The organism is Chryseobacterium sp. PCH239 (assembly GCF_018924625.1).
Lineage (GTDB): Bacteria > Bacteroidota > Bacteroidia > Flavobacteriales > Weeksellaceae > Chryseobacterium > Chryseobacterium cucumeris.
The window spans coordinates 4640260-4665054 of sequence record NZ_CP073027.1 but is presented as its reverse complement, the minus strand read 5'-3'; the positions used below and the strand labels follow the sequence as shown (position 1 = coordinate 4665054).

Sequence of the window (24795 nt, the reverse complement as noted above, 5' to 3'; positions counted from 1 at the left end):
TCAAAGATAAAAAATAAAAATGTAAAGAGGAAAGAGTACAAAAAATCCGGGACACGATTTATGATTATAATTCCTAAAATAATTTAATCTTTCAATAGATCTTCCATTTAAAATGTAAAGAATTAATAAAGTTATTTTTGGCTCAAATTTTTCATCTGTACTCCTATAAATTACAGGATCTGTATCCATAAAAATCGCTGGAGAAATAGATATATTTGCTGTTACACCAAATTAAAATTGAAAGATTATAAACTTACACTGGCTGTATGTACCGTTGCTATTGTATGGGGTACTACGTTTTTATCAATAAGGGTTGCGGTAGAAACTATTCCTGCCTGGTTTGTCGCAGGAATACGTCAATTTCTTGCAGCGATTATCATGTTCCTTATTCTTACCTATAGAAAAGAATTCAAATGGATAGGCTGGACAAGCCTGAAATACCAGTTGATCTTCTCTTTATTAATGCTTGTGATTGCAAACGGAATGACTACAGTAGCGGAAGAGAAAGTTACCAGCAGCCTTACTTCACTGATAAGTGCCTGCTCTCCTATCCTGGTATTTTTCGGAAGTATGGCTTTAGGCCTGCAGAAATTCAGCTGGCGGGCTTTTACCGGAGTTGTTCTGTGTTTCAGCGGCATTCTTTTTATTTTCTGGGATGGCATTAATGATCTGAAAAACCCGGATTATGCACTGGGAATATTATTTTTATTCATTGCCATTGCGGGATGGGCTTCAGGAACTATTTTCACCAAAAAACTGAACATTCAAAGCGGAAATATCTCACTTAATCTATTTTATCAGTTTGCCTTTGCAGGAATTATCCAGATAATTTTTGCCTTCCTTTTTTCAGAAAACTACAACTTCGGAAACTGGAGTCTGAAAAGTATTTCTGCGATGCTTTATTTATCCTGTTTTGGCTCTGTAGCGGCATTTTTTGCTTTTCATTATGCATTGACCAAAGTTTCTCCGGTTCAGGTATCCATCCTGGCCTATATTAATACGGTAATTTCCATTTTTTTAAGCTGGCTGATTCTTGATGAAAAAATTTCTGCCAAATTCATCATCGCTGCCATACTTATTATTGTTGGGGTCTTTGTGATCAATTACAATCCGGCCATGTTTAAAAAACAAAGAATCGAGTCGTAAATCAGAAAATAATATTCATTATTTCAACCCTAGATCCCGCTGTTTTTTAATGTATTAAATAGAATTAAAAGCAGATCCGTTATATGGGGATTTTCTATTTCCTTCATTTTTTCTTATATTGTATACTCCAACCGATACAATATGCTGAAAAACACATTTTTTTATTGCTGGCTGCCTCTTTTCTATTGGTAAGCTGTGATTACAAAGAGAAGGAAAAGAACCTGACAGACAGGGAAAAACAACTTTTAGACAAAGAGAAATTATTCGCGAAGAAAGAATCCGAATATCAGTCACTTCTGAAAATGAGAGACAGTATTTTTTCCAAAAAAGATTCTGTAGTAATTGCTGCTGTATGGCCTACAGAAATTTCCGGCCCTTGGAATGGTAAAGTAATCTGTACAGAATCCAACTGCAGCGAATATGCTGTAGGCGACCAGCGTACTGACATCTGGGAATTCGATAATGATTCTACCCAGCCCATTACCAAAATCATCAATAACAATAATCTGGTAAGGCTGTATACAGGCAAGTTTGAAAACAATGAAATCAGACTGTCTTTCAAAACCGATTCTACAGCCAAAAAGAATGTAGAAATGAGCGTTCTTCTTAATGATATTTCAGACAACAAGATCAAAGGAACCAGAACCATTACTTCTGATGGCTGTACCGCCAAGTTCTCTGTTGAATTAGTACGTTCCACAAAATAAACACATATGATTTTACTGAGTATACACAACCTGAGTCTTCCCATAGAAGATCCGGTACTGAAATTCCTGTTGGTACTGGTCATCATCCTTGCAGCACCATTGCTGCTTAATAAAATTAAAGTTCCCCACCTTTTGGGACTTATTATTGCCGGAGCGATTATTGGCCCGAACGGATTCAATGTATTGTCCAGAGACAGCAGTATTGTAGTAACCGGAACCACCGGACTTCTTTACATTATGTTTCTGGCCGGGCTTGAGATTGATATGGGCGACTTTAAAAAGAACAAATGGAAAAGTCTCACCTTTGGTATCTATACCTTTACAGTTCCTTTTGTATTAGGATATCTGGGTGGATATTACCTTCTTCACTTTTCAATGCTGACTTCCATTCTGTTTGCCAGTCTTTTTTCATCTCACACGCTTATCGCTTATCCATTGGTGAGTAAGTTGGGAATTGCGAAAAATAAAGCAGTTAATATCACCGTTGGAGGTACCATGATCACAGATATTCTTGCCTTATTGGTACTTGCAGTGATTGTGGGAATGTCTCAGGGCGACGTGGGAACAGAATTCTGGGTTAAATTATCGGTCTCTTTTGTCGTTTTTGCCCTCATTGTACTTATTGTATTCCCTATTATAGGCCGTTGGTTTTTCAAAAGAGTGGATGATAAAATTTCGCAGTATATTTTTGTACTGGTTATGATTTATCTGGCTGCTATGCTGGCTGAACTGGCTGGTGTAGAAGCTATCATCGGAGCATTCTTTGCCGGACTGGCGTTAAACAGACTTATCCCTCACACTTCTTCTTTGATGAACAGGGTTGAGTTTGTAGGAAATGCCATATTTATCCCGTTCTTTTTGATCAGTGTAGGAATGCTGATTGATTTTAAAGTTTTCTTTAAAAGCTGGGAAACACTTGAAGTTGCCGGAATTATGCTGGTTGCCTCTATCGGAGGGAAATACCTTTCCGCGGTCGCCACTCAGAAAACATTCAGACTAACCAAAGAGGAAGGAAAACTGATCTTCGGATTAAGCTCTGCTTCGGCAGCAGCAACACTGGCTTCCGTAATGGTAGGATATAACATCATCCTTTCTGAAACCGAAACCGGAGAACCTGTAAGATTATTAAACGAACACGTACTGAACGGAAGTATTCTCCTTATCCTGATTTCCTGTACCATTTCTTCTTTTATTTCCATGGCGAGCGCTCAGAAAATTGCGGAGAGTGATAATGAAGATACCGTTTCCGGAAACACCCATGAAGAAGAAAATATTCTCTTAGCCATCAACCATGAGGCAACTGTTGAGAGAATGGTCAACTTAGGAATTCTGATCAAAGCACATTCCAATACAGAAGATCTCTTTGCTTTAAATGTTATCAATGAAGATAAAAATGAATCTTCGGTAAAGAATGCGGAGAAACTTCTTCACCAGGCAGCAGATGCAGCCGCAGCTGCAGATGTGAAATTACAGGCTTTAAAAAGATATGACAATGATGTCATCAACGGGGTCAATAATGTGATTAAAGAACAGAAAATAACGGATCTTATCATCGGATTGGAGGACGAAAAAGGATTCTCTCCTTCTTTTGTATATAATCTCTATAACGGTTATCTTCAGAATGATGACGTGAATGTACTGGTTTACCATGCTGCACAACCGCTTTCCACCATTAAGAAATATGCGGTTATGATTCCTGAAAATGCTCATCAGGAAGCAGGATTCTTCCATGCACTGCTGAGAGTCTGGAATATTGCCCGAAATTCCGGTGCTACAATTGTTTTTTATGCTCCTGAAAACATTATTGACATTCTTCAGAAAATCATTAAAAAAGCCAATATAGAAGCTGAATTCATTATCATGAGCACATGGCAGGACGGAGAAAGAACCGCAGCACAGCTGAAAGATGATGAAGCATTAATTATTCTGATGGCAAAACGCGGCATGAAGTCATATATTCCAAGAATGAGACTGATCCCTGAACTTCTGAACAGAAATCTGAAAGACAATAATTACCTTCTGATTTTCCCTTTCTCGGAGTATGACAAAAACAGCCCTGAAATACGTTCTGTAGGAAATCACGGGGATTTTGTGGAGATTGGAAATGTGATTCAGAAGATATTTAAATAAAAAGGCTGGAAGAAGGAAGAAGGGTGCGGGAAGTTTCTTCTCTGCGAATAATTAATTTTTCTTTATGATTAAACAATTAAATCTTCAATAGCTTCCGAGCTTTAGCCCGATGTGAACAATCAAAATAAAATTGGCTTTAGCCGAAACCTAAAATTAAGCTTCGGCTAAAGCCAATTGAGATGATAATTATTTTTAAACGGGCTAAAGCCCGTTTCTATTGAATAATTTTATAAATAAAAGGGAGCTGTTTTTAAAGTTAAAACAGCTCCCTTTTATTTATCTTAAATGATATTACTCAGCAATTACTCTTACCATTCCTTTTACCTGTACAAGCTTTTCCATAAGCTCTTCTCTGGAATCTGCAAGAACGTTGATATGTCCCATTTTTCTTCCCGGCTTGGTTTCAGTTTTTCCGTATAAGTGGATGTATGTTTCGGGAAGCTTAAGAACATCTTCCATTCCTTCATAGACTACTTTTCCGGAATATCCTTCTGCTCCTACAAGATTCAGCATTCCGCTGTAAGTGATGGCGTCAGTATCCGCTAATGGTAAATTTTTAACCACGCGGTACATTTGCTCAAATTGGGAATTAGTATTTCCTTCCTGACTCTGATGGCCTGAATTGTGAAGCCTTGGAGCAGTTTCATTTACCCATACTTTTCCTTCTTTATCAAGGAATAATTCGATGGCAAACAACCCCGGAGAGTTCACTGCAGCCAGAAATTTTTCAGTAATGGAATCAATCTGGTTCTGAACATCTTCCGTCAGTAGAACCGGACATACATTGAAATCCAATAGATTCAGTTTTGGATCGGCAACCATTTCCGTTACCGGGAAAATATTGGTTTCTCCTTTTTCGTTTCTTGCTACAATGACAGAAAGTTCTTTTTCAATATCAACAAGACTTTCAATGACAGAAGGTTCAGTCCATAGTTGCTGATAGTCTTCTTCCGTTTTGATCACCTGTACTCCTTTTCCATCATAGCCTCCGGTATTCATCTTCTGAACAAACGGCAATGGCATGATGATTTTCTCATCACTGTTCCATACCACCTGAAATTCCGGGCTTGGAATATCATGAGCTTTATAAAATTCTTTCTGAAGGATTTTTTGCTGAATTGTTTTGATGATATTGGCATTAGGAACCACTTTTATTCCCTGCTTTTCAAGTTCTGCCAGTGCATCAGCATTTACGTGTTCTATTTCAATGGTTACAACATCTTTATCTTTTCCGAAATTCAAAACTGTTTCATAGTCATTGAAATTTCCCTGTGTAAAATACGAGATATTATGACATGGTGCATCAGAGGCCGGATCCAGAGTATAAAACTCATCATCATACTTCAGTGCACTTTGTATCAACATTCTTCCCAGCTGTCCGCCTCCCAGAATTCCTATTTTCATTTTTTATTTTTATTAGATTTACTCTTATTGAATTTTATCAATTTTTAAATAGCCTAACCCCATTGGGTTCTCCTGATTTTCTTCATCAGACTTTTGAAGAATGATAGCATATTTTTCTTTCATATACGCAGGAAGAATATCGCTCACATTGAAAATATCATCAATATCCACTCCATGCTTATCATCAATATGGCTTACTGCACCTTCAAATCCCATGGTCTGATAGAATTCGGTAGCTTTTGCTCTTTTCACAATCTCTCCCATAGACTGTCCTACCATTAAGTGCTGCTCATGAAATTCTTCAAAGAAACCTGGCTTATAACCTCCCAGATTCAGAAAAAACAACTGGTTTTCTGATGTCTTCTCTCCCTTTTCTACAATTTTCACCTTGTAACCGTCTGCAAATTTCACTTCCTGGTAACAATCCAGGTGAATTTTTCCTTCTGCTTCCTTCCAAAATTCTTTCATATCAGGAATCAGATCTTTCAGATTCTCCGCAATTCCGAAGAAAACATCGTGCTGCTCTATATTTCTGCCTTTGGGTGTTGCCCCGAGGATGACATAAAATAATTTCAATTCATTTTTCATGCATACAAAAATACGTTAAATTTATCTTTTTCAAATGTTTGGCAGACTACTACAATAATTTTATATTTGTAACATTATTTGTAGTATGTCAGAAATCATCATACTCTTCCTTGGCGCAATTTCCGCGGGTCTTTTAGGTTCACTTACGGGTTTAGGAGGGGGAGTTATCATCATTCCTTTATTAACGCTGGGTTTTGGCGTTCCAATGCATTATGCTATCGGTGCTTCACTCATCTCTGTGATCGGAACCTCTTCCGGTGCGGCTGTAGCTTTCGTAAAAGAAGGTTTTACCAATATGAGAATCGGGATGTTTCTCGAAATAGCAACCACCGCAGGCGCTATTATTGGAGCCCTTGTTTCAGGAATGCTTAACCCAAATACAATCGGAATTATTTTCGCAAGTATCCTTCTTTTAACCGTTATTTTAAATCTTAAAGGGAAACCTGATCACCAGGAACCTTTGGTAAAAGGAAGTCTGGAGGAAAAGCTGAAACTGTACGGAACATTTCCCGATAAAGGAGTATTGAAAAGCTATTCTGCGAGAAATACAGTTCCCGGATTTTTGATGATGATGTTTGCAGGGGCCATGTCCGGGCTTTTAGGAATTGGTTCCGGTGCTTTAAAAGTATTGGCGATGGACAATATGATGAAGCTTCCTTTCAAAGTATCTACCACTACCAGTAATTTCATGATCGGAGTAACGGCAGTAGCCAGTGCCCTGATCTATTTCCAGAGAGGTGAAATTATTCCTGTGATTGTAGCTCCTGTACTGATCGGAGTTGTGATCGGAAGTTTTATCGGTTCAAAAACGCTGATGGTATCGAAGACCAAAAAATTAAAAGTATTTTTTGCCATTGTGATTACCATTCTTTCCATTTATATGATGTATAACGGTATCAACAAAAGCTTCAGATAATGAAAAAGAATTTTACAGATGTAGATCTGAACCGTTCGGTAGGAAATCTTCTGAGACTGGGTGTTATTCTGTCTGTGGCTACATCATTGATCGGTTTTATCAAGTTATTTTTTGAAGGCTTTAAAATGCCCGAAAAATATACCAGCCTTGTGGTAGGTACTTCTTCTGAAAAGGTCTGGGGACATTTCTGGGACTCTCTATGTAAAGGAGAAGGTACAGCTATTATTCAGCTGGGTATTCTTTTGCTGATCTTCACTCCTCTGATGAGAATCGTTTTTGCTTTAATAGGTTATTTAAAAGAAAAAGACTACGTATATGTAGTCATTTCTTCTATTGTTTTAGCCATTATGGCGGTGAGTTTCTTTGCAGGTTACGCGCACTAATTTTTTACATTTCATAAAACTCTAACGGCAGCTGGTCGGGATCCTGGGTAAAGAAAAATTCTTTTCCTGTGAATTCGTCTATGCGAATTTCTTCACAGTTTAATCCTTTTCTGATCAGTTCATTCCTCTTTTCCATAACATTTTCTACCGAGAAAGCGAGATGCCTTAAACCACATGCTTCGGGACGTGACGGACGTTGGGGAGGATCGGGAAAGGAAAAAAGTTCGATCACATAATGATCTCCTATGGCAAGATCAAGTTTATAAGACTGTCTTTCTTCGCGGTATACTTCACGGATGATATTCAGATCTAAAATTTCCGTATAAAACTTCTTTGAAACGGCATAATCTGAACAGATGATGGCAATATGGTGAATCTTCATTTTTATTTTAACCTGATTTTCAATTGAACTTTATTATTGTATTTCTTTACAGTTATCCTTTCTTCTCGTATCAATAATATACTGGATCTTCCATTCATTATTCTGTTTTACCAGCTGAAAACTGTTAGCCCCGCAGTGTGATAATTTTCCTTTTAAATAAAAAGAATAAGGGGTAAAAACAGTTGCCAGATTGCCATCTGTATGAATAGCTTCCACTATAATTCTTTCATCCAGATCTCCTTTTGTAAATTTGGAAACCGAAGCAATGAAATCCGAAATACTATCACTTTTCACAGTACCGTCCTTGGTGATTGTTTGAAGTACTGCACTCTCTGCAAAAGCGGATTTTACCAACTCAGGATCTGCATTTTTCATACCAAGAAACAGGTTTCGGATAGGTTTTTCAATATCTGTATTCTGCTGGCCTAAGCATGAAATACTGATCAGAACAAGAAATGCCATTATTTTATTCATAGTATAGATTTAGATAATTAAAAATAGATAAAATAAAATTTAAATTGATTAATAAATTTTAAAATTCATTTTCCTTAAATTGTGGTCAAAATTATTTCAGAGCTTTTTATATGTGGATTATTTACCTGACTCTGGCCATAGTTCTTCTGGTCATGACAATACTGCCAAAAATACAGCATTCTCACTGGATATTTAGGGTTCCTGAATTTGCCAAAATACAGGTTACCTACCTTATATTCTTTACTTTTTTATTAGGCTTTTTCACAGACTCTACAGAATATTTCTGGTATTATCAGGGGCTTCTGCTGGTTATGTTTATTCATCACGGCCAAACACTGATCAGATACACCCATTTCTATCCTGTAAAAAAACACAGACAGCGTCACAGATCTTCTGATAAACTACATTTTATTTCTGCCAATGTATATCAGTTTAATAAAGAGTATGAGAAATTCATAGGGCTTGTTAAAAAACATAACCCTGATTTTTTCATGACCATGGAAAGCAACAGTGACTGGGAGAAAGCAATGAGACCTCTGGAAAAAGAATATTCCTACCAGCATAAAGTGACTCTTGAAAATACCTATGGGATGCATTTTTATTCAAAAGTTGAGATTAAGGAAGCGAAAACCCATTATTTCGTTGCTGATGACATCCCGAGCATTGAGATCCATATGAAAACCGCTGATGGCTTTTCTTTTGTTTTCTTTGGGGTTCACCCGCCGCCGCCAAGTCCTACGGAAGAAGAAACATCAAAGGAAAGGGATGGTGATCTTTTAAGTACTGCCAAGCGTGTAAAAGATATTAAAAAGCCTGTTATTGTCGTGGGAGACTTCAATAATGTAGCCTGGTCGAGATCATCTGTCTTGTTCAGAAAAACAAGCCACCTGATAGACCCCAGAATCGGGCATTCTTTCGTTTCTACTTTCCATGCGAAATACCGTCTTTTAAGATTCCCTATTGATCTGATGTTTCACAGTGAAGATATTTTTATCCAACAGCTGAAGACCTTGGAAAATTTTGGTTCAGACCACCTTCCGGTATACTGTGAGTTTTTCATAGATCATCACAATGATGAACAGGAAGAACTGATAGAAACTGCAACTGCTGAAGAGAAAGCTGAGGCTGAAATCATGATAGAGGAAGGAAAGAAAGAAGATGGAGAACGCGAAGCTGTTGTTACTGAAGATTAATAAAAAAAGTGGGTTTTAGCCCACTCCTATTGATTTTTTTAATTTAAAATTTCATCACATCTTTCACTACTCCATTCTTTTGAGTATGTTGTAATAATTCAGCTTCAATGAAGGTTTTAATCTGTTCTTCAGATCCGTTACTAGGGAACAGAAGGTGAACATTCGCTCCGGCATCCAGTGTAAAGAATAATGGAAGTCCTGTTTCTTTTCTGAAATCCCAGATTTTGTTGATGACTTCCAAAGTACCTGTTTTCATCAGGATAAAAGCAGGATCACTCATCATCATCATGGCATGCAGGGTAAGTGCTTCATGTTCTACCAATTTGATAAAGCTTTCCATATCTCCTTTTTTCAGGATGTCTTTCATGGGAATAAAATTTTCCCTTGCTTCCTGAAATCTTCTTTCTGCATAAGGATTCGTCTTCATCAGGCCGTGACCTACTGTTGAAGAAACACTTTTCTGCCCTTCATGGATTAACAGAACCCAATCATTAAAATTTTTGAATACTTCATGAATTTCAGCATCGGGATACTGTACTCCGAACAAATCTGAACTTCCTTTTACCTCATCGGTTTCACCCCACACGACAAGTCCGTTGTATAGACTTCGGCATGCACTTCCACTTCCTAGTCTTGCTAAAAATGAAGCTTTTCTCAAAGATTCTTCTTCAGAAGTTTTTCCTGTAAATGAAACATCCAATGCCATCAGACATTTTGCAATCGCTCCAAATCCTGAAGCAGAACTTGCAATCCCGGAACTATGCGGGAATGTATTCTCTGTTCTGATGATATATTTTCCTTTCAGAATCCATGGAAGATACTGTTCTATATTTCTGAAATATTTTTCAATTTTTTCGGCAAACTTCACTTCTTCATTTCCAGCCAGAAAAGTTTGTACTGAAAAAGGCTCATTCGCAGTAAATTCCATTGAAGTATTGGTCTTACAATGATTTAATGTGTAGCTGATGCTTGGGTTAGCAGGAATCTGATCAGCATATTTTCCCCAGTATTTAATCAGGGCAATATTAGACGGGCAGCTTTCTGAAGCCGTTTGGGTATGAATGGTGAAATTTTCTTTTCCTATAAAATCCTGTGTTGTCATAGTTTACTTTAAGTCGTTATTTTGAATCACCCCAACAAAAATTCTTTGAATTTTTGCCACCCCTCCAAAAGAGGGAAATTTTCACGTCTTCAGTTGTAATTGATGTGAAAAAGGAGATTAAAATTTTTAATACATCTTCTCTATAATATCCGCATATTTTTTGATCACCACATTTCTTTTGACTTTCAGAGTGGGAGTAATTTCTCCTGTGTTGATGTCAAATTCAGCCGGCATTAGCGTAAATTTCTTCACTTTTTCATAATCTGCCAGGTGGCTCTGTAATTCTTTGATTTTTTCTTTGTAAAGATCGATTACTTTCTCATTTTTTACAGCATCTTCCCATTTGGTAAAAGGAATATTATTTTTCTTAATATAATCCTGTAAGAATTCGAAATTAGGAACAATCAGTGCTGAAACAAACTGTCTTCCTTCCGCAATCAGCATGATCTGCTGGATAAAATTATTGTTGGTCAGAAGGTTTTCTATCTGTTGCGGAGCGATGTATTTTCCGTTGGAAGTTTTCATCAGGTCTTTAATTCTGTCTGTGATGATCAGGTTTCCTTTCTCATCAAACTTTCCGGCATCACCAGTTTTGAACCATCCGTCTTCTGTGAATACTTTCTGAGTTTCTTCAGGTTTCTTGTAGTATCCTTTCATGATTCCGTTTCCTCTGGCCTGGATCTCATCATTTTCACCGATACGCATTTCTACTCCAGGAAGAGGCTTTCCACTGGTTCCATGCTCAAAGTGAGTTAAAGGGAAAAGGGTCAATGTTGCAGTAGTTTCCGTTAATCCGTATCCAACAGTTACGTGAATGCCCACCGATTCAAAGAAACGGGTAACTTCGGGTGATAATGAAGCTCCACCGCAAGGTAAAAACCAAAGTCTGCCACCCATTTTATTTTTAATTTTACTGAAAACCAGCATATCAGCTACAGATTCTTTGAATTTTAATCCAAAAGGAACCGGTCTTTCATTTCTTCTTAATTCTGCGGTCTCCCATCCGGTTTTAAGCGCCCAGTCAAAGATTTTCTTTTTCAGAGCTGAACCTTCTTCCGCTTTTTCAAGAACTCCGGCATATACTTTCTGGAAAAATCTTGGTACTGCACACATGGCGGTAGGTTTTACTTCTTCCAGTGCTTTGGCAACATTTTTCGGATCTTCAAGGAAATACACACGGGCACCACCGTATAAACAAAGTAAGCTCCAGCTTCTCTCAAAAACATGGCTTAAGGGTAAGAATGCCAGTGAAAGTTCTTCTTCAAAGTTTTTAAACTTAAAAAATTCAAAATGAGAATCGAATGCCTTGATAAAATTTCCATGGGTAAGCATTACTCCTTTCGGGATTCCGGTAGTTCCGGAAGTATAGATCAATGTGGCCGTATCGTCATTTTCTTTCTTACAGATCTCCAGCTCCGGCGAGGCTTTTGCGATAAAATCTTCAAGATAAAAACTATTGAACTCTTTCTTGATCCATACTGCTTTTTTAGAAACAATAATGGTTTCAAGATTGTTTTCTTTTTTATGTAAAAACTCAAGGCAGGCATCGTACTGCATCTGGTTTCCTACCAAAACGGCTTTAGCACCGGAATCGTTGATGATATGTTCTGCCTGTTCAGCATTATTCGTGGAATAAACAGGTACTGTAACAGCACCAATCGCCAGAGAAGCCAAATCCATAATCATCCATTCTGATGAATTGTCTGAATAAATCGCCACTCTGTCATTCTCCTGAACACCAGATTCTTTTAAAGCATTGGCTGTTTTAAAAATAATTTCACTGAATTTTTTCCAGCTCAGCTCTTTCCAGGCATCTTTCTTTTTAAATCCGATGGCCGCTTTTATAGGATGTTTTTCTACATTTTTAAGGATAATTGCCTCTGCAAGATTCATTTCTTCAGCTTTTTGTCGTTAATATAATTATTCAGGTGAAAGTCTATACTTTCTTTTACAGGAATAAACTGATAGTTCAGTTTTTCTTTGACTTTGTGATTGGAAATGGTGTTGAATGAAGAGATGGCCTCAATATTTGATTTTGTCACCATCCTTAGTTTGGGAATCAGCCATCCGAAAAGGGTGTTGGCTATTCTTCCTATATTCAGCTGGGTTTGGGTAAGAATTTTTGCTTCTTTAAGCCCCAGACGTGATCTTACCTGTTTGGCAAGTTCAGCATATCTGTTGTTTTCAGCGACAATAATAAAACGTTCTCCGAAAAGGTTATTTTCCATTAATCCGATAGCCGTATTGGCAACGTCTCTTACGTCAACGTAGGCAGAGCCTCCTGAAAAGGTAAAGCTATTGTCTTCAAAGGTTGAGAAAAGCTCACCGCTGCTTTGGTTCCAGTTTCCGCTTCCTACGATCATGCCGGGATTAATGATCACCACATTCAGTCCTTCTGCTGATGCTCTCCATACCTCCATTTCGGATAAATGCTTAGAGATGGCGTAGGCAGAATGTTCCAGTTTTGGATTAAAGTCAGAATCTTCATCCAGTTCTCCTTTTTCATTAAAGTTATCAAGAACGGCAACAGAACTTACGTGGAGAAATTTTTTAACCTCCGATCCTTCACAGGCAAACAATAGATTTTCTGTACCCTTGATATTGGTATGGTACATTTCTTTTTCATCTTTCGGATGAAAACTTACTTTGGCAGCACAGTGATACACCTCATCTACGCCTTGCAGTGCAGTTTTTAAAGAATCGAGATCATCAAAATCTACGTTTACCCATTCAATTTTATTGAAAAAATCGTCAGGATTCTCCGTATAAAAGCTGTATGAATGCTTTACTTCGTTTAAATTGCTGCCCGGCCTTTTGGAAGCACGTACACTTTTCCCTCTTTTAAGAAGTTCCAGTACAATTATTCTTCCCAGAATTCCGGTAGCACCCGTTACAAAAATCATTAATTATTTTACTTGATTGCTGACTAAAATATAACAATATTTTCTATCCGGCAATGCTTCCGGATCGGTAAAAATTATTTGGAAAAACCGTTTTTGCAAATTTGCGATTTTTAAAGCATAATTCAACTTAATTTAACCAATATTATCATTCCGAATACCACAAACCTGAAAATTTAAATCACAAAAGGGTATCCAAGTGAAAAGTCCTGAAAGAATTGACAACTTTCAGGACTTTTTATATTTAAAATATTTTATTGCTTACGCCATTACTTCATTATTTCTTCTTGGAGCTTTGTCGCAGAGAACATCTGCAATACTCTTGGAAATAAGATTTCCTTCTGTAAGATTATCCAGCCAGAAGAATTCTCCCGCAGCATTAATTTCGATGAAATAATAATCGTCTTCAGGAGAAACAATCATGTCTATTGCTCCGTAATCTACATTGTAAATATCCAGCAGTTCAAGCAGTTTTGCTTCCACATCTGTCGGAAGTTCTGTTCTGTTCCATTTATCAATCAGATTAACTCCGTCTTTTCTCCAGTCTATTTTGGCATCTTCAGACTGCTGGGAATCTATTTCGAATGCATACACATCTCTTCCCACAATGGTAATACGAAGTTCTTTTTTCTTCTGAATCATCTGCTGAAACTGCATCGGGCAATACAATAATGAATCCAGCTCTTCCAGTTTATCTTCGCCCACAACGTTCGTAAACACTACATTTTCTACTCCATCTTCATAAATGGCAAAACCGGTTTGCATTTTAGCCACCACATTTTGATGCTTTATAATAAATTTCCTTGCCTCATCAGGATTGTTGGTAAGACATGTTGCAGGAATGGTCAGCCCTAATTTATCTGCAATTTTCAATTGTTCTTCCTTGCTGTCTAATCTTCTGTAAACACTTGGTTTTCCTAAAGAATAAGCATCCACAGATTCAAAGAAACCAAAAAGAGTATTTCTGATTTCTCCCATAGCTGCACCGTAAAATTTTGAGTCCATTTCTTCCTTTAATCCTTTTCCGATATTGTAGGCTCTTCTGTACCAGATGGCTGAAATATCGTCCAAACGATGTTTTGCTTCAGGCGTTTCCAGATAGCTTACCCATTCTCCATCCTGAAAAATAGTGGACAGTTTGTTTTGTAATGGATAAACGTCCACATCAAAGCGAATGACTTCACAATTATTTTTTTCAATGTATTCTGTTACTTTTTCAATGGAAAAGTTATCTGCGGTATGGGTAATTATTAAAATTTTATTCATAGAAATTAATTCTTTTGATAAGGTTGTCGGCAATTCTTTCTGCGATGGGAAATCCCAGCTCTTTCTGAAGCATTCCCCATTCTCCCTGAGGATTGACTTCAAGGAAGTAATACGCACCGTCTCTTCCTTTGATCATATCAATCGCGCCTATATAAAGTCCCATTTCTTTCATCATGGAAGTGAGATTGGCTTTAATGGTATCAGGTAATTCGTATTCTTCCCAGAAATATCCTTCACGGGCAACTCTCCAGTCTGCATTTTCACTGTTATTGATTTTTCCTATGAAAAACTCACCGTCTACATAGACGATTCGTAATTCATATTCTTTATCAATATAGGGTTGAAAAATCATCGGACAGTATGAAATATCTGAAAGGTGTTCCAGAGACTCTTCCTCAATAATGGTAGTGGAAATCATATTTTCCCCTGACATTGTTTTTGCGGTAACTCCGTGAAGCTTCGCTATGGCTTTTCCCTGGCAGTATTGATAGAAAAATGCCGTTATTTTTTCTTCATCATTGGAAAAAATGGTTTTGGGAATGGTTAAGTTATTTCTTTGTGCTATTTTCAGCTGCAATATCTTATTTCCATCTATTTTCTTTTCATTTTCATAAGGGTTGATCCAGGGAATATGTTCTAAAGCAGTCATCAGGTTATACCTAAGGCTGCCATATTCGTTGAGAAAGATTTTTTCATAATCCTGATCAAGCTCTTCGGGAGCGCTGATTCTCCAGGCTTTTCTGTGCCATACGCCTTTTATAGTGTCAGAATGGATGGTATTTCCTGATTCGTCAGTCAATTCAAATGAATCTTCATGAATACTGATTTTCTGAAGATGGTTCAGGCGGTCAGAATTCAGTCTGAAATAAGGGATATTTTGGGAAGCCAGGTATTCGAAAAAGAGATCAATATTATAAAAATCCTGTGAATGGGTGATGCAGAGAATCATTTGCCGGTTTTATTAAAAAGGGAAACTTATTATTTAAGTTTCCCCTACTATTTTATTTAATATTCTTTCTGATCTTACAGTGGAAGAGTGATTGTATCATCATCACCGTCGGAAGGATATTTCAGCGTGTGCATCATATCGTCTTTTGGAGAAGTTACAGTATCTATTGCTGGCTTTGTGATCAAATCTCTTTCAGCAAGGGTGATATCACTTCCTCCTTTTACCGTTTCCGGATCTTTTACCTGTTTTTCCAAGAATGATGCGAAAAACGGCTTCTTCTTTGAGTTGTTGCTTTTCATAATGTTTTAGTTTTGGTTTGATATATAATTGAGCTTAAGCTTTAGTATATTTCTTATGCTTCTAAAACATCCTCATCACCGTCAGAAGGATATTTCATTGTTACATTGTCATTGTCAGGCTTTGTAACACTGTCTTCAAGTGCTGTAGTCGTGATATGATCTTTGATTACTGATGTAATCTGATCAGCAAGTACAGAAGTAATACCTCCTCCTTTTACTGTTTCAGGGTCTTTAACCTGTTTTTCTAAGAATGACGCAAAAAATGGCTTCTTTTTTGAATTTTTGTTTTCCATAAGTTAATATTTTTATTGTTTTTTGAAAATCCAAAGTACAAAAATTTCAACTCATGGAGAAATAATATATGTTTTTAATAAAATTTTAACACAATATTGAAAATCAAAGTATAAAATTAATTTAAACCAAGAAACTCCTTAACAACATTTGCAAAATCAACAGGATTTTCCGCTTGTACCCAATGTCCTGCATTCTTCACCGTCACTATTTTAGCTTTAGGGAATTGCTGCTTGATTCCAAATTCGTCCTGTGGCAGGATATAATTGGATTTTGCCCCTGCTATAAACAAAGTTTCTCCTTCAAAAACCCCAAATTTAATTGCATTGGAAACAAATTCAGTATATTTTTCAGATAATGTCTTAAGATTGAATCTCCAGCCCAGTTTTTTATTATCATCCCAATACAGGTTTTTCGTCAGAAACTGTACAGTAGATCTTTCCGGAATATATTGATTCAGGACAGCTTCCACTTCATTTCTTGAAGTTACCGTATTGAAATCAACGGTTTCCAGTGCTTTGATAATTCCCTGATGATGCGGTGGATATGCTTTAGGTGAAATATCTACAACAATCAGTTTTTCAACACGTTCAGGGTATTTTATGGCAAACTGCATCACCGCTTTTCCTCCCAGAGAATGCCCTAAAACATGAGCTTTTTGAATTCCATAATGATCCATATAACGGGCAATATCATCTGCAAGGTCATCATGAGACATGCTGTCTGAATGAAAGCTTCTCCCATGGTTTCTAAGATCGATCAGGTGTACCGGAAGATATTCTCCCAGATCCTTTCCGAAGCTTCCCCAGTTGTCAAGCATTCCGAATAATCCGTGAAATACAAGAAGCGGCGTATTGGTCACATTTTCGCCGAATATTTTTGAGTTTAAAATTTCCATATTTTAGAAGTTAGATGTGAGAAATCAGAAGTTAGAAATCAAAAGAAAGTTGTACTAACTTCTAATTTCTAACTTCTGGTTTCTTATATTTACCATTTTGCAAGTCTCTTCAGATAAGCCTGAACTGTATTTTCCAATCCCATATAAAGAGCTTCTGAAACCAAAGCATGTCCGATAGATACTTCCAACAGATTCGGAATGGTATCTGCAAAATATTTCAGATTTTCTAAGCTCAAATCATGACCTGCATTAATTCCCAATCCGAAATTGGTAGCTTCAACCGCAGTATCATAATAAGGTTTTATGGCTTGTTCTTTATTAATAAGATAATTTTTTGCGTAAGCTTCTGTGTACAGCTCAATTCTATCTGCTCCTGTTTTTGCTGCATATTCTACAAGTTCCGGTAAAGGATCCAGGAAAACAGAAGTACGGATTCCAGCTTTTTTAAATTCTGCAATAATCTCTGTAAGGTAATCAAGATGTTTTTTTGTATCCCAGCCTGCATTGGAGGTAATGGCATCATCAGCATCCGGCACCAGCGTTACCTGCTCAGGTTTTACTTCCAATACCATATCAATAAAATCCTGATGAGGATTTCCTTCAATATTAAACTCAGTCGTAACCAACGGCTTCAGATCATAGACATCTTTTCTTGTGATATGCCTTTCATCAGGTCTTGGATGGATGGTAATTCCCTGCCCGCCAAATTCCTGAATTTTTACAGCAGCTTCTGTAACACTTGGGGTCTCACCTCCTCTTGCATTTCTTAACGTCGCAATTTTATTAATGTTTACGCTTAGTTTTGTCATTTTTATTTTAGATGTTAGATATGAGATGTGAGAAGCCAGAGGCTTGGGGCTGGAGGTAAATCCAGGCATTGTACTTCTATTGGTGCTTCCACATTCATGATCATTTTAAAAGTTTAATTTAAAGTTTTTTTGAAAAGGCTGAAACTTACAGTTTCCCTTCTCTGTTTTCCAGCTGTTACACTTTCACGCTTACCTGCATTACCTGAAGTTCAAATTCTTTTGAAGCCACTAATAAATGGTCAAAAATATCTGCCTGTATCTGCTCAAAACGTTCCCATTTGGAATCATTGGCAAAACAATATACTTCAAGAGGTAATCCTTGTGGGGTAATCTCCAGCTGACGAACCATTCTGGTTCCGTTTTTATCTATATCTGGATCATTTTCAATATATTTCTGTGCATAATATCTGAAAACACCAATATTGGTAAGCTGTCTTCCATTCACAATTTTATCTTTATGCTCCAAGCTTTCCTTTTCTTTTTTGATCTCTGAAGTTCTTTCTTCCAGATAATCCGAAATCAGGTTAATTTCCTTTAAACGCTCCACATCTTCATCAGTAAGAAACTTGAAAGAATTAATGTTAAAGTAAATTGATTTTTTTATTCTTCGGGTGTTTGACTCAGACATCACCTGCATATTCTTGATCTCGGTGGTCATCAGATCATAAGTGGGAATCGTTGAAACTGTTTTATCAAAATTGGTAATTTTGGTGGTTAAAAGGTTGATCTCTGTAATATTACCTTCGATGCTGTATTTGGGAATACTTACCCAATCCCCTACTTTCAGATTTTTGGAGGTTGCCACGTGAAGACCTGTTACAAACCCCAGGATAGTATCTCTGAAAACCAATACCAGAACAGCTGTAATAGCTCCCAGACTTCCTACAATTGTTGTTCCTTTGATTCCGAAAATCACACAGATTCCTACTACGGTAAATATAAAAAGTCCTAAGATTTTTACGGTTTCCGAGATGGCATTGAGTGCCATGATTTTATAAAAGTCCTGTTTGATACTAAAATAGTTTCTGAAAGCTGTCAGCGATCTGTACAACATCCCTGCTAACGTCAAAACAAGTCCTAAATTAATTGATCTTTTAATAAATTCTGTAGTATTTCTAAGAGCACCAGAGAAAATAGATTCGTGAATACTTCCTATAATTAAAAGAGCAATAAGGTGAGCTACTGAATTTGTAATCCTAGATTGATAAATAGATTTTAAAATTGGGAATTGCTTTTCATTATGAAATAAACGAAAAACTGAATTAATAATAAACTTGAAAATGAAATCAAATAATAAGAATATAATAGTGAGTAAACCCAGCTTTACAATAATATGAAAAACCCAATCCAGCCCAGCTGGTGAAATCCGAGTAATATAGATGTAAAGCTGCTCACTCAGCTCTTGTATAACATTTTTGGTTTCTTGTAATTGATCATTCATTACAGCAAATTTATGAAATTATCAAAGGATTTAAATAAAATAAAAAGACTATTTTCATTGATGAAAATAGTCTTTTTATTTTATTTAAATTTGATTATGTCTAGCAAGTCATATCAGTCCCTGCGGGAACTCCTGTTCCATAATGGTCTATCCAGTAATTAATTGTCTCCATTGTATTCTCTCTCCATTGTCTACAATTAAATTCCCCAAAAATAGGACATGTATATCCAGTATATGTTTGTTGAGACACAAATTGTCCTTGAAAATAGTAGTTAACTGTTATTCTACAAAATTGCCGTCCCGCTTCTTCTCCACTAGTTTCGCTTACTATTTTAAAGCTATCAACTTTCTCCTCTTTTTTAGAATTGTTCTTTACTATCTTCGCTGTTTTAACTGCTTTCTTACGCTTATTCCCACCCCTATCATTATCCAAATGATTAGCAAAAATAAATGAAGATGTCATAAAGATAGTCAATAAACTTAATAAAAAATTTTTCATAACATATATTTTTTGGTTTATCCAAATATACATATTCTATATGAAATACAAATAGTATAATAAAAAATTGTATTTTCTTTTTACAAATAAAATCGTACAATTCTCGGTTTACTATTATAAATACAAGAAAAAAACAAACATAAAAAACAGTTTTCGCGTTTTAATATTAAAAATTCATTAAATTTGGTTAAAACTAAACCCATCAAAATCAATTAAATATGAGACAAAATTACTTGTTCATCGTACTATGCTGCCTTGTGCTCTTAGTAAACTGTAAAGGAGGTGATGACTCAGTGAATCCGGAAGATTCCAAAACTTTACCCACTGGAACTATAGAAGGTAAAGTATTTGCTAAAAACGGAACAAAACCCATTGGTGGTGCCACGGTGTTTACCATTGACAGCAAAAATCAGGTTTATCACACTTACTCCAATGCGGATGGTTCCTTCAGTCTGACTGCACCTGAAGGAAAAACAACTCTTCACATTCAGACCGGTAATGGCCTTAATTTCAGAACTGAGATTCCTGTTACCATTAACAAAAATGAAATAACTAGTGTTCCCAGCAAAGATTCCAAACTGAACCAGATTGCAAAAATAGCTTATGTAGAAGGCAGTTATGACGAAATAGAGGCTATTATTACAAATCTTGGGTACACCGCAACAGAAATCAGCTATCAGGATTTAAAAAACTTCAACACCATTTCTCAGTATGATATTATTTTCCTGAACTGCGGTTCACGTAATCTTGCACAGACGGGAACCAGCTCACCTGGTAACGACCTTTCCGTTTTCAGTAATCTCTCTACTTTTATCACAAACGGCGGAAGCATTTACAGCTCAGACTGGGCTGCTGCGTATCTGGTAGGCGGAAATCAAAATGCGCAATCCTGTGGTATAGCCGGAGGCTTTCTGGATTTTACGAAGATCTGTTTTAATATCAATGGAAATGCCAGTATGTATAACAACTGTACTGTTTCCAATACTGCTATGGCTTCAGCATTAGGGTTTAGTACATTAGATATCCAGTATGATATGTCTCTGTGGCAAAAAATCCAGTATTATGATCCTTTATTCTGGGAAGTATTGGTACAGAAAGATAACGAACCACTGATGATAAGAACCAATAAGTACGTGGATAAAACGGCTCCTAAAACCACTGTGGGAACGTCTTTAAACAATAATCACATGACGATCTGCCATCATACGGCAAACGGCAACACAGTTACCATTACCATTAATCAGAATGCATGGAATGCTCATCAGGCGCATGGCGATTATATGGGATCATGTTCAGGAACGACAAGCAGTGGAAATATTTATTATACCACATTCCATAATCATGCAAGTGGAAATATCGGCAAAGCAGGACCGATTCTGGAATATGTAATCTTAAATTTGTAATAAAATTTTATAACTCAGTTCTCAAAGTGGCTTTTTATAAGGCCACTTTTTTTATATTGCATGTATATTTTTTAAAAGAATGGATACAACGATTATTAATATTTTCTGCCTTATTCTGTTATTTATAGGAATATTGGGAACTTTTCTTCCGGTATTACCTGGTCTTTTGCTCAGTATCTGTGGACTTTTGATCTATAAATTCGGGACGGATGCTGATCTTTCTATGATTTATATCTGGGCATTCGGAATTCTTACACTTGCTTCTGTAGTGTTAAGTTATGTAATTCCGGCAAAGACCAACAGAAAATATGGCGGTACCCGCTGGGGAAGCATTGGCTCTGTGATTGGAACTATTGTTGGGATATTTATTCCTATTCCGTTGGGATTTCTGATAGGAATGTTTGCAGGGGTATTTATTGGTGAGTTACTTCACGACAGTAAGGATATGAATAAAGCCTTACGATCAACCAAAGGAGCGCTGATTGGATTCATTTATGGAACCGGATTCAGTTTTGTGGTAGGAGTGGCAATGTTTTTGGTAGTATTACTTAATATGTTTAACGTCATTTAATTAAATATAAGAAACTATGTTCCATAAAATTGTCATACTCAGTCTGGGAGTATTTGCATTAACAGGATGCGATGCCCAAAAGAAATCCAGAATTAATACAAAAGCTACTGAAATGTCCACAGGTACAAAAACAACAAGTTCTGATCATCAGAAAGACGGTGTTATTTATCTGACTGAAGGAGAAAATAAGTTTTTACGAGAATATCAGATGAATGTGACATTCAAAGGAGTTTCTGAAGACAGCCGTTGTCCTGAAGGAGCTCAATGTATATGGGCTGGTGTTGCTCTTGCTCAGGTGGAAGTAATGGGAACTTCTACCCGACCGATGACCCTGAACCTTGCAAGCGCAGATTACCCGGCAAGAAATTATCATCAGTCGACAGAATTCAACGGATATACTATCACATTACAGGACATTGCTCCTCATCCAAAATCGCAGGATGGGACAAAAGCATTAGCCGGAAAATATAAAATCGGAATTACAATAAAAAAAGCAGATCAATCTGCTGATTCTACCAGGAAATAGGCTTCTTCCCTTTGGAAACAAGATATTCATTAATTTTTGAGAAAGGCTTGCTTCCAAAAAAACCTCTGTACACAGAAAAAGGTGAAGGATGTGCCGATTTAATAATAAAATGTTTAGCCGGATCTATGAGTTCGGCTTTTTTTTGTGCAAAAGCGCCCCATAAAACAAAAACCACATTCTCCTTTTTATCTGAAATTTCTTTAATGATAAAGTTGGTAAATTTTTCCCAGCCTAAATCTTTATGAGAATTGGGTGAATGCGCACGAACCGTTAAGGTAGCATTCAACAGTAAAACGCCTTGTCTTCCCCAATCATCAAGTTCTTTAGAAGTTCTTACCACTCCCAGATCATCTTTTAGCTCTATAAAAATATTTTTCAGGGATGGCGGTGCTGCAACCTGCTCAGAAACAGAGAAACACAATCCATTCGCCTGATAATCGTTATGATAAGGATCCTGGCCAATAATCACTACTTCCACATCATCAAAAGCTGTAAGTTCCAATGCTCTGAAAATCTGATTTTTGGGTGGAAAAACTTTGGTTGTTGCATATTCATTCTTCACTTTCTCCCAAAGGGTGGTAAAGTATTCCGTACTTTTTATCGGGGCTAAAATTTCTGTCCAGGTCATAGTGCAAAAATAATAATATTAAAATAAAATAAGAGCCTCCATTATACTTTAAATATCTTCACTTTTCTTTCAATCAGCATATACGAAAAATAGGACAGCAATAATGAAAAGGAGATTAATAACAGATTATTAAGATGATAAGAATTTACAATAATGAAATTCTGTTTCTTCACCATGTAATGGATAATGTATAACGAATAGGAAATATTTCCTAAAAAATACACCGCTTTAGTTTCTAAAAATGCTTTCAGATAATTTGAATTTCCTTCATACAGATATTTGATCATCAATGCTGATAATAAAGGGATAAACAAGAGCCCTTTTTCCACAAAAAGCATAAACCCAAACAATAGGAGAATGATATAAAGAAACAGGTTTTCCTTCTTCGTTTTAAATGGTGGCAGAAGGGCAATTCCAATTCCAAGAAAATAGGAAGAAACCGTTCTTAGCAGAGAAACCAGTCCGTAAGGAAGATCAAGATATCTTGGTGATTCCCCTACTTGCATTGGATGTTCAGAACCTATATATAAATGATCGGGAATATATGGAAGTGCAAATCTCAAAACCAGACTGGCAATAATTAAAATTTCGCTGCGTATTTTATAATGCAGAACAAGCCATAGCATAAAAGGAAATATCAAATAACAAACCCATTCTGTACTGAGTGACCAATAGACCACATTCAGCAGATAATCAGGATTAAAAAAACATTGTAATAAGCTTGCATTAATCAGAAATCCTGCTATAGAAGTTTTCATTAAAAACAAGGCAATAAAAACAACTGATATAATATAGACAGGATAAATTCTGTTAACTCTCTTTTTATAAAAAACCTCTATTGCTTTATAGTTCAGATTTTTAAATTTATCGGAGTAAGAAACTGTCAGTAAGAAAGCACTCAGCACAAAAAAGATATCAACCGCTACATACCCTTTTCCTACTATATCCTGAATGAATTCATTCCTAAAAAAACTAAAATGAAAAAACGCTACCCATAATGCAACAATCCCTCTAAGTCCCGTTAAAGATTTTATTTCATTTTTCATATGTAATTTCAATCGGTGATAAAGATAGAGAAAAACCTGTTAGATTTCTTACAGACGATCACCCGATAGCCTTTTCAAACTAAAAATAATATTATCCGGAAAACCTTCATCTTTTTTTCCTTCCTGCAAAATAAAATGATGTTTTAAAAGAAGTCCTTTTGAATTTTCATTGAATGTACTGGTAATGGCCAAAATTTCCTGTAAATGGAGCTCGTTAAATCCATACTCTACAACCGCATTTAAAGCTTCAGACATAATTCCTTTTCTGTGGTACTCTGGCAACAGTTCATAGCCGACTTCTGCTGTCTTCCGGTCTTCAGAAAAATTCCAAAGACAAATGGTTCCGATAAGATGGGAATGATCTTTTAAAGAAATTCCCCAATAGACCGTTTGATTATTTTGAGTTCTTTGCTTAATTGTTAAAATAAACTGAAGCGCGTCATAGTTGGTCTTTGGTGAAACTCTTTTCACAAATTTATTGACTTCCGGATTGCCTCGGATTTTTAAAATGTCTTCTGTATTATTTTCATTGATTCCTTTTAAAATCAATCTTGATGTTTCTAGTTTCACATCTCAAATGTAATAAAAAGAATAGCATCAATTTAATGCAAAGGTTATTGCATTCTATTACTCATTTTAAGTAAGCAAAGAAATACGACTAAATCGCTGATGAAGTGGCAGAATGGGCGAATCGCTTAGAAAGAACCAATGTATTGATTTCACTCTTTGCATCCTTAAAGAGATAAGGTTTAGTAATAAAAAACTTTGCGTGTAAAAAATTGATCTTTTTTGAAGTTTTAAAATTTTCGAGAAAAAAGCACCCCTATAACCATTAAACTCGCCG

27 protein-coding genes are annotated in these 24795 nt (G+C 36.4%); 9 read left to right on the top strand and 18 right to left on the bottom strand.

Annotated elements, in window-relative coordinates:
* Positions 1-237 precede the first annotated feature (237 nt).
* From KBP46_RS21470 to KBP46_RS21460, 3 genes are all read left to right on the top strand, one after another.
* Positions 238-1146 (top strand): DMT family transporter, encoded by a 909-nt coding sequence (locus KBP46_RS21470; RefSeq protein ID WP_216444132.1) that lies wholly within the window; start codon positions 238-240, stop codon positions 1144-1146.
* Positions 1147-1310: 164 nt separating this feature from the next.
* Positions 1311-1853, top strand: coding sequence for a hypothetical protein (locus KBP46_RS21465; protein WP_253297103.1), 543 nt, complete (start codon positions 1311-1313; stop codon positions 1851-1853).
* Between the two features lie 6 nt (positions 1854-1859).
* The gene (locus KBP46_RS21460; protein WP_216444131.1) at positions 1860-3983 is read left to right on the top strand and encodes a cation:proton antiporter; all 2124 of its coding nucleotides are present in this window, start codon (positions 1860-1862) and stop codon (positions 3981-3983) included.
* A 291-nt stretch (positions 3984-4274) separates the two neighbouring features.
* Here KBP46_RS21460 and KBP46_RS21455 read toward each other — a convergent pair whose 3' ends face one another.
* Both KBP46_RS21455 and KBP46_RS21450 read right to left on the bottom strand, forming a co-directional pair.
* Complete coding sequence (locus KBP46_RS21455; RefSeq protein WP_123279428.1) at positions 4275-5387, bottom strand: 5-(carboxyamino)imidazole ribonucleotide synthase; 1113 nt, start codon at positions 5385-5387, stop codon at positions 4275-4277.
* Between the two features lie 24 nt (positions 5388-5411).
* Complete coding sequence (locus tag KBP46_RS21450; RefSeq protein ID WP_228432438.1) at positions 5412-5975, bottom strand: DUF1543 domain-containing protein; 564 nt, start codon at positions 5973-5975, stop codon at positions 5412-5414.
* 85 nt (positions 5976-6060) lie between these two features.
* Here KBP46_RS21450 and KBP46_RS21445 point away from each other — a divergent pair, with 85 nt between their 5' ends.
* Both KBP46_RS21445 and KBP46_RS21440 read left to right on the top strand, forming a co-directional pair.
* The gene (locus tag KBP46_RS21445) at positions 6061-6891 is read left to right on the top strand and encodes a sulfite exporter TauE/SafE family protein (protein WP_076597404.1); all 831 of its coding nucleotides are present in this window, start codon (positions 6061-6063) and stop codon (positions 6889-6891) included.
* On the top strand, positions 6891-7274 hold the full coding sequence (locus KBP46_RS21440) for a DUF1634 domain-containing protein (protein WP_034699869.1): 384 nt from the start codon (positions 6891-6893) through the stop codon (positions 7272-7274). Before KBP46_RS21445 ends, KBP46_RS21440 begins: the two co-directional genes overlap by 1 nt.
* A 4-nt stretch (positions 7275-7278) precedes the next feature.
* Here KBP46_RS21440 and KBP46_RS21435 read toward each other — a convergent pair whose 3' ends face one another.
* Together KBP46_RS21435 and KBP46_RS21430 are read right to left on the bottom strand one after the other, a co-directional pair.
* Positions 7279-7656, bottom strand: a complete 378-nt coding sequence (locus KBP46_RS21435; RefSeq protein WP_120231915.1) for a VOC family protein — start codon at positions 7654-7656, stop codon at positions 7279-7281.
* A gap of 33 nt (positions 7657-7689) precedes the next feature.
* A complete protein-coding gene (locus tag KBP46_RS21430; RefSeq protein WP_120231916.1) occupies positions 7690-8130 on the bottom strand; it encodes a nuclear transport factor 2 family protein in 441 nt (146 codons plus the stop codon).
* Positions 8131-8240: 110 nt separating this feature from the next.
* Between KBP46_RS21430 and KBP46_RS21425 the strand changes: the two genes are divergently transcribed.
* Positions 8241-9323, top strand: a complete 1083-nt coding sequence (locus KBP46_RS21425) for an endonuclease/exonuclease/phosphatase family protein (RefSeq protein WP_216444130.1) — start codon at positions 8241-8243, stop codon at positions 9321-9323.
* A gap of 43 nt (positions 9324-9366) precedes the next feature.
* Here the strand turns inward: KBP46_RS21425 and KBP46_RS21420 are convergent, their stop codons facing one another.
* The 11 genes from KBP46_RS21420 to KBP46_RS21370 all read right to left on the bottom strand — a co-directional run bounded on the left by KBP46_RS21420 (position 9367) and on the right by KBP46_RS21370 (position 19777).
* Positions 9367-10425: a diphosphomevalonate/mevalonate 3,5-bisphosphate decarboxylase family protein gene (locus KBP46_RS21420; protein WP_216444129.1), complete on the bottom strand. Its 1059-nt coding sequence runs from the start codon at positions 10423-10425 to the stop codon at positions 9367-9369.
* 126 nt (positions 10426-10551) lie between these two features.
* Positions 10552-12318, bottom strand: coding sequence for a long-chain fatty acid--CoA ligase (locus tag KBP46_RS21415; RefSeq protein WP_216444128.1), 1767 nt, complete (start codon positions 12316-12318; stop codon positions 10552-10554).
* Positions 12315-13328: an NAD-dependent epimerase/dehydratase family protein gene (locus KBP46_RS21410; protein WP_216444127.1), complete on the bottom strand. Its 1014-nt coding sequence runs from the start codon at positions 13326-13328 to the stop codon at positions 12315-12317. The genes KBP46_RS21415 and KBP46_RS21410 overlap by 4 nt, the downstream gene beginning before the upstream one ends.
* Before the next feature lie 258 nt (positions 13329-13586).
* Positions 13587-14591 (bottom strand): MvdD family ATP-grasp ribosomal peptide maturase, encoded by a 1005-nt coding sequence (locus KBP46_RS21405; RefSeq protein WP_216444126.1) that lies wholly within the window; start codon positions 14589-14591, stop codon positions 13587-13589.
* Positions 14584-15540, bottom strand: a complete 957-nt coding sequence (locus KBP46_RS21400) for an MvdC family ATP-grasp ribosomal peptide maturase (protein ID WP_216444125.1) — start codon at positions 15538-15540, stop codon at positions 14584-14586. Before KBP46_RS21400 ends, KBP46_RS21405 begins: the two co-directional genes overlap by 8 nt.
* Positions 15541-15614: 74 nt before the next feature.
* Positions 15615-15839 (bottom strand): microviridin/marinostatin family tricyclic proteinase inhibitor, encoded by a 225-nt coding sequence (locus tag KBP46_RS21395; RefSeq protein WP_062674467.1) that lies wholly within the window; start codon positions 15837-15839, stop codon positions 15615-15617.
* 53 nt (positions 15840-15892) lie between these two features.
* Positions 15893-16132 (bottom strand): microviridin/marinostatin family tricyclic proteinase inhibitor, encoded by a 240-nt coding sequence (locus tag KBP46_RS21390; protein WP_062674464.1) that lies wholly within the window; start codon positions 16130-16132, stop codon positions 15893-15895.
* Between the two features lie 116 nt (positions 16133-16248).
* On the bottom strand, positions 16249-17028 hold the full coding sequence (locus tag KBP46_RS21385) for an alpha/beta fold hydrolase (protein ID WP_216444124.1): 780 nt from the start codon (positions 17026-17028) through the stop codon (positions 16249-16251).
* 89 nt (positions 17029-17117) lie between these two features.
* Complete coding sequence (locus KBP46_RS21380) at positions 17118-17837, bottom strand: pyridoxine 5'-phosphate synthase (RefSeq protein WP_062674459.1); 720 nt, start codon at positions 17835-17837, stop codon at positions 17118-17120.
* Positions 17838-18012: 175 nt separating this feature from the next.
* Entirely contained in the window at positions 18013-19278 is a 1266-nt protein-coding gene (locus KBP46_RS21375; protein ID WP_216444123.1) for a mechanosensitive ion channel family protein, read from the bottom strand.
* A 100-nt stretch (positions 19279-19378) separates the two neighbouring features.
* Entirely contained in the window at positions 19379-19777 is a 399-nt protein-coding gene (locus tag KBP46_RS21370; protein ID WP_216444122.1) for a hypothetical protein, read from the bottom strand.
* Positions 19778-19995: 218 nt separating this feature from the next.
* Here KBP46_RS21370 and KBP46_RS21365 point away from each other — a divergent pair, with 218 nt between their 5' ends.
* The 3 genes from KBP46_RS21365 (at position 19996) to KBP46_RS21355 (ending at position 22277) form a co-directional block, all read left to right on the top strand.
* Entirely contained in the window at positions 19996-21180 is a 1185-nt protein-coding gene (locus KBP46_RS21365) for a carboxypeptidase-like regulatory domain-containing protein (protein ID WP_216444121.1), read from the top strand.
* Positions 21181-21259: 79 nt separating this feature from the next.
* Complete coding sequence (locus tag KBP46_RS21360; RefSeq protein ID WP_062674452.1) at positions 21260-21751, top strand: DUF456 domain-containing protein; 492 nt, start codon at positions 21260-21262, stop codon at positions 21749-21751.
* 16 nt (positions 21752-21767) lie between these two features.
* On the top strand, positions 21768-22277 hold the full coding sequence (locus KBP46_RS21355) for a hypothetical protein (protein ID WP_216444120.1): 510 nt from the start codon (positions 21768-21770) through the stop codon (positions 22275-22277).
* On the opposite strand, the gene KBP46_RS21350 is transcribed toward KBP46_RS21355, so the two are convergent.
* Genes KBP46_RS21350 through KBP46_RS21340 form a run of 3 tightly spaced genes read right to left on the bottom strand, consistent with a single transcriptional unit; the run spans position 22264 to position 24521 of the window.
* The gene (locus KBP46_RS21350; protein WP_062674448.1) at positions 22264-22905 is read right to left on the bottom strand and encodes a uracil-DNA glycosylase; all 642 of its coding nucleotides are present in this window, start codon (positions 22903-22905) and stop codon (positions 22264-22266) included. The two genes, KBP46_RS21355 and KBP46_RS21350, sit on opposite strands and share 14 nt — an antisense overlap.
* A gap of 41 nt (positions 22906-22946) precedes the next feature.
* A complete protein-coding gene (locus tag KBP46_RS21345) occupies positions 22947-23951 on the bottom strand; it encodes an acyltransferase (RefSeq protein ID WP_216444119.1) in 1005 nt (334 codons plus the stop codon).
* 48 nt (positions 23952-23999) lie between these two features.
* A complete protein-coding gene (locus KBP46_RS21340; protein WP_062674444.1) occupies positions 24000-24521 on the bottom strand; it encodes a GNAT family N-acetyltransferase in 522 nt (173 codons plus the stop codon).
* Positions 24522-24795: the final 274 nt, after the last annotated feature.

What these genes read in the sequence shown, in the direction of transcription:
- KBP46_RS21460 (WP_216444131.1), top strand. Translation starts at nt 1,860, where the DNA reads ATGATTTTACTGAGTATACACAACCTGAGTCTTCCCATAGAAGATCCG.
- KBP46_RS21455 (WP_123279428.1), bottom strand. Translation starts at nt 5,387, where the DNA reads ATGAAAATAGGAATTCTGGGAGGCGGACAGCTGGGAAGAATGTTGATA.
- KBP46_RS21450 (WP_228432438.1), bottom strand. Translation starts at nt 5,975, where the DNA reads ATGAAAAATGAATTGAAATTATTTTATGTCATCCTCGGGGCAACACCC.
- KBP46_RS21445 (WP_076597404.1), top strand. Translation starts at nt 6,061, where the DNA reads ATGTCAGAAATCATCATACTCTTCCTTGGCGCAATTTCCGCGGGTCTT.
- KBP46_RS21440 (WP_034699869.1), top strand. Translation starts at nt 6,891, where the DNA reads ATGAAAAAGAATTTTACAGATGTAGATCTGAACCGTTCGGTAGGAAAT.
- KBP46_RS21435 (WP_120231915.1), bottom strand. Translation starts at nt 7,656, where the DNA reads ATGAAGATTCACCATATTGCCATCATCTGTTCAGATTATGCCGTTTCA.
- KBP46_RS21430 (WP_120231916.1), bottom strand. Translation starts at nt 8,130, where the DNA reads ATGAATAAAATAATGGCATTTCTTGTTCTGATCAGTATTTCATGCTTA.
- KBP46_RS21425 (WP_216444130.1), top strand. Translation starts at nt 8,241, where the DNA reads ATGTGGATTATTTACCTGACTCTGGCCATAGTTCTTCTGGTCATGACA.
- KBP46_RS21420 (WP_216444129.1), bottom strand. Translation starts at nt 10,425, where the DNA reads ATGACAACACAGGATTTTATAGGAAAAGAAAATTTCACCATTCATACC.
- KBP46_RS21415 (WP_216444128.1), bottom strand. Translation starts at nt 12,318, where the DNA reads ATGAATCTTGCAGAGGCAATTATCCTTAAAAATGTAGAAAAACATCCT.
- KBP46_RS21410 (WP_216444127.1), bottom strand. Translation starts at nt 13,328, where the DNA reads ATGATTTTTGTAACGGGTGCTACCGGAATTCTGGGAAGAATAATTGTA.
- KBP46_RS21405 (WP_216444126.1), bottom strand. Translation starts at nt 14,591, where the DNA reads ATGAATAAAATTTTAATAATTACCCATACCGCAGATAACTTTTCCATT.
- KBP46_RS21400 (WP_216444125.1), bottom strand. Translation starts at nt 15,540, where the DNA reads ATGATTCTCTGCATCACCCATTCACAGGATTTTTATAATATTGATCTC.
- KBP46_RS21395 (WP_062674467.1), bottom strand. Translation starts at nt 15,839, where the DNA reads ATGAAAAGCAACAACTCAAAGAAGAAGCCGTTTTTCGCATCATTCTTG.
- KBP46_RS21390 (WP_062674464.1), bottom strand. Translation starts at nt 16,132, where the DNA reads ATGGAAAACAAAAATTCAAAAAAGAAGCCATTTTTTGCGTCATTCTTA.
- KBP46_RS21385 (WP_216444124.1), bottom strand. Translation starts at nt 17,028, where the DNA reads ATGGAAATTTTAAACTCAAAAATATTCGGCGAAAATGTGACCAATACG.
- KBP46_RS21380 (WP_062674459.1), bottom strand. Translation starts at nt 17,837, where the DNA reads ATGACAAAACTAAGCGTAAACATTAATAAAATTGCGACGTTAAGAAAT.
- KBP46_RS21375 (WP_216444123.1), bottom strand. Translation starts at nt 19,278, where the DNA reads ATGAATGATCAATTACAAGAAACCAAAAATGTTATACAAGAGCTGAGT.
- KBP46_RS21370 (WP_216444122.1), bottom strand. Translation starts at nt 19,777, where the DNA reads ATGAAAAATTTTTTATTAAGTTTATTGACTATCTTTATGACATCTTCA.
- KBP46_RS21365 (WP_216444121.1), top strand. Translation starts at nt 19,996, where the DNA reads ATGAGACAAAATTACTTGTTCATCGTACTATGCTGCCTTGTGCTCTTA.
- KBP46_RS21360 (WP_062674452.1), top strand. Translation starts at nt 21,260, where the DNA reads ATGGATACAACGATTATTAATATTTTCTGCCTTATTCTGTTATTTATA.
- KBP46_RS21355 (WP_216444120.1), top strand. Translation starts at nt 21,768, where the DNA reads ATGTTCCATAAAATTGTCATACTCAGTCTGGGAGTATTTGCATTAACA.
- KBP46_RS21350 (WP_062674448.1), bottom strand. Translation starts at nt 22,905, where the DNA reads ATGACCTGGACAGAAATTTTAGCCCCGATAAAAAGTACGGAATACTTT.
- KBP46_RS21345 (WP_216444119.1), bottom strand. Translation starts at nt 23,951, where the DNA reads ATGAAAAATGAAATAAAATCTTTAACGGGACTTAGAGGGATTGTTGCA.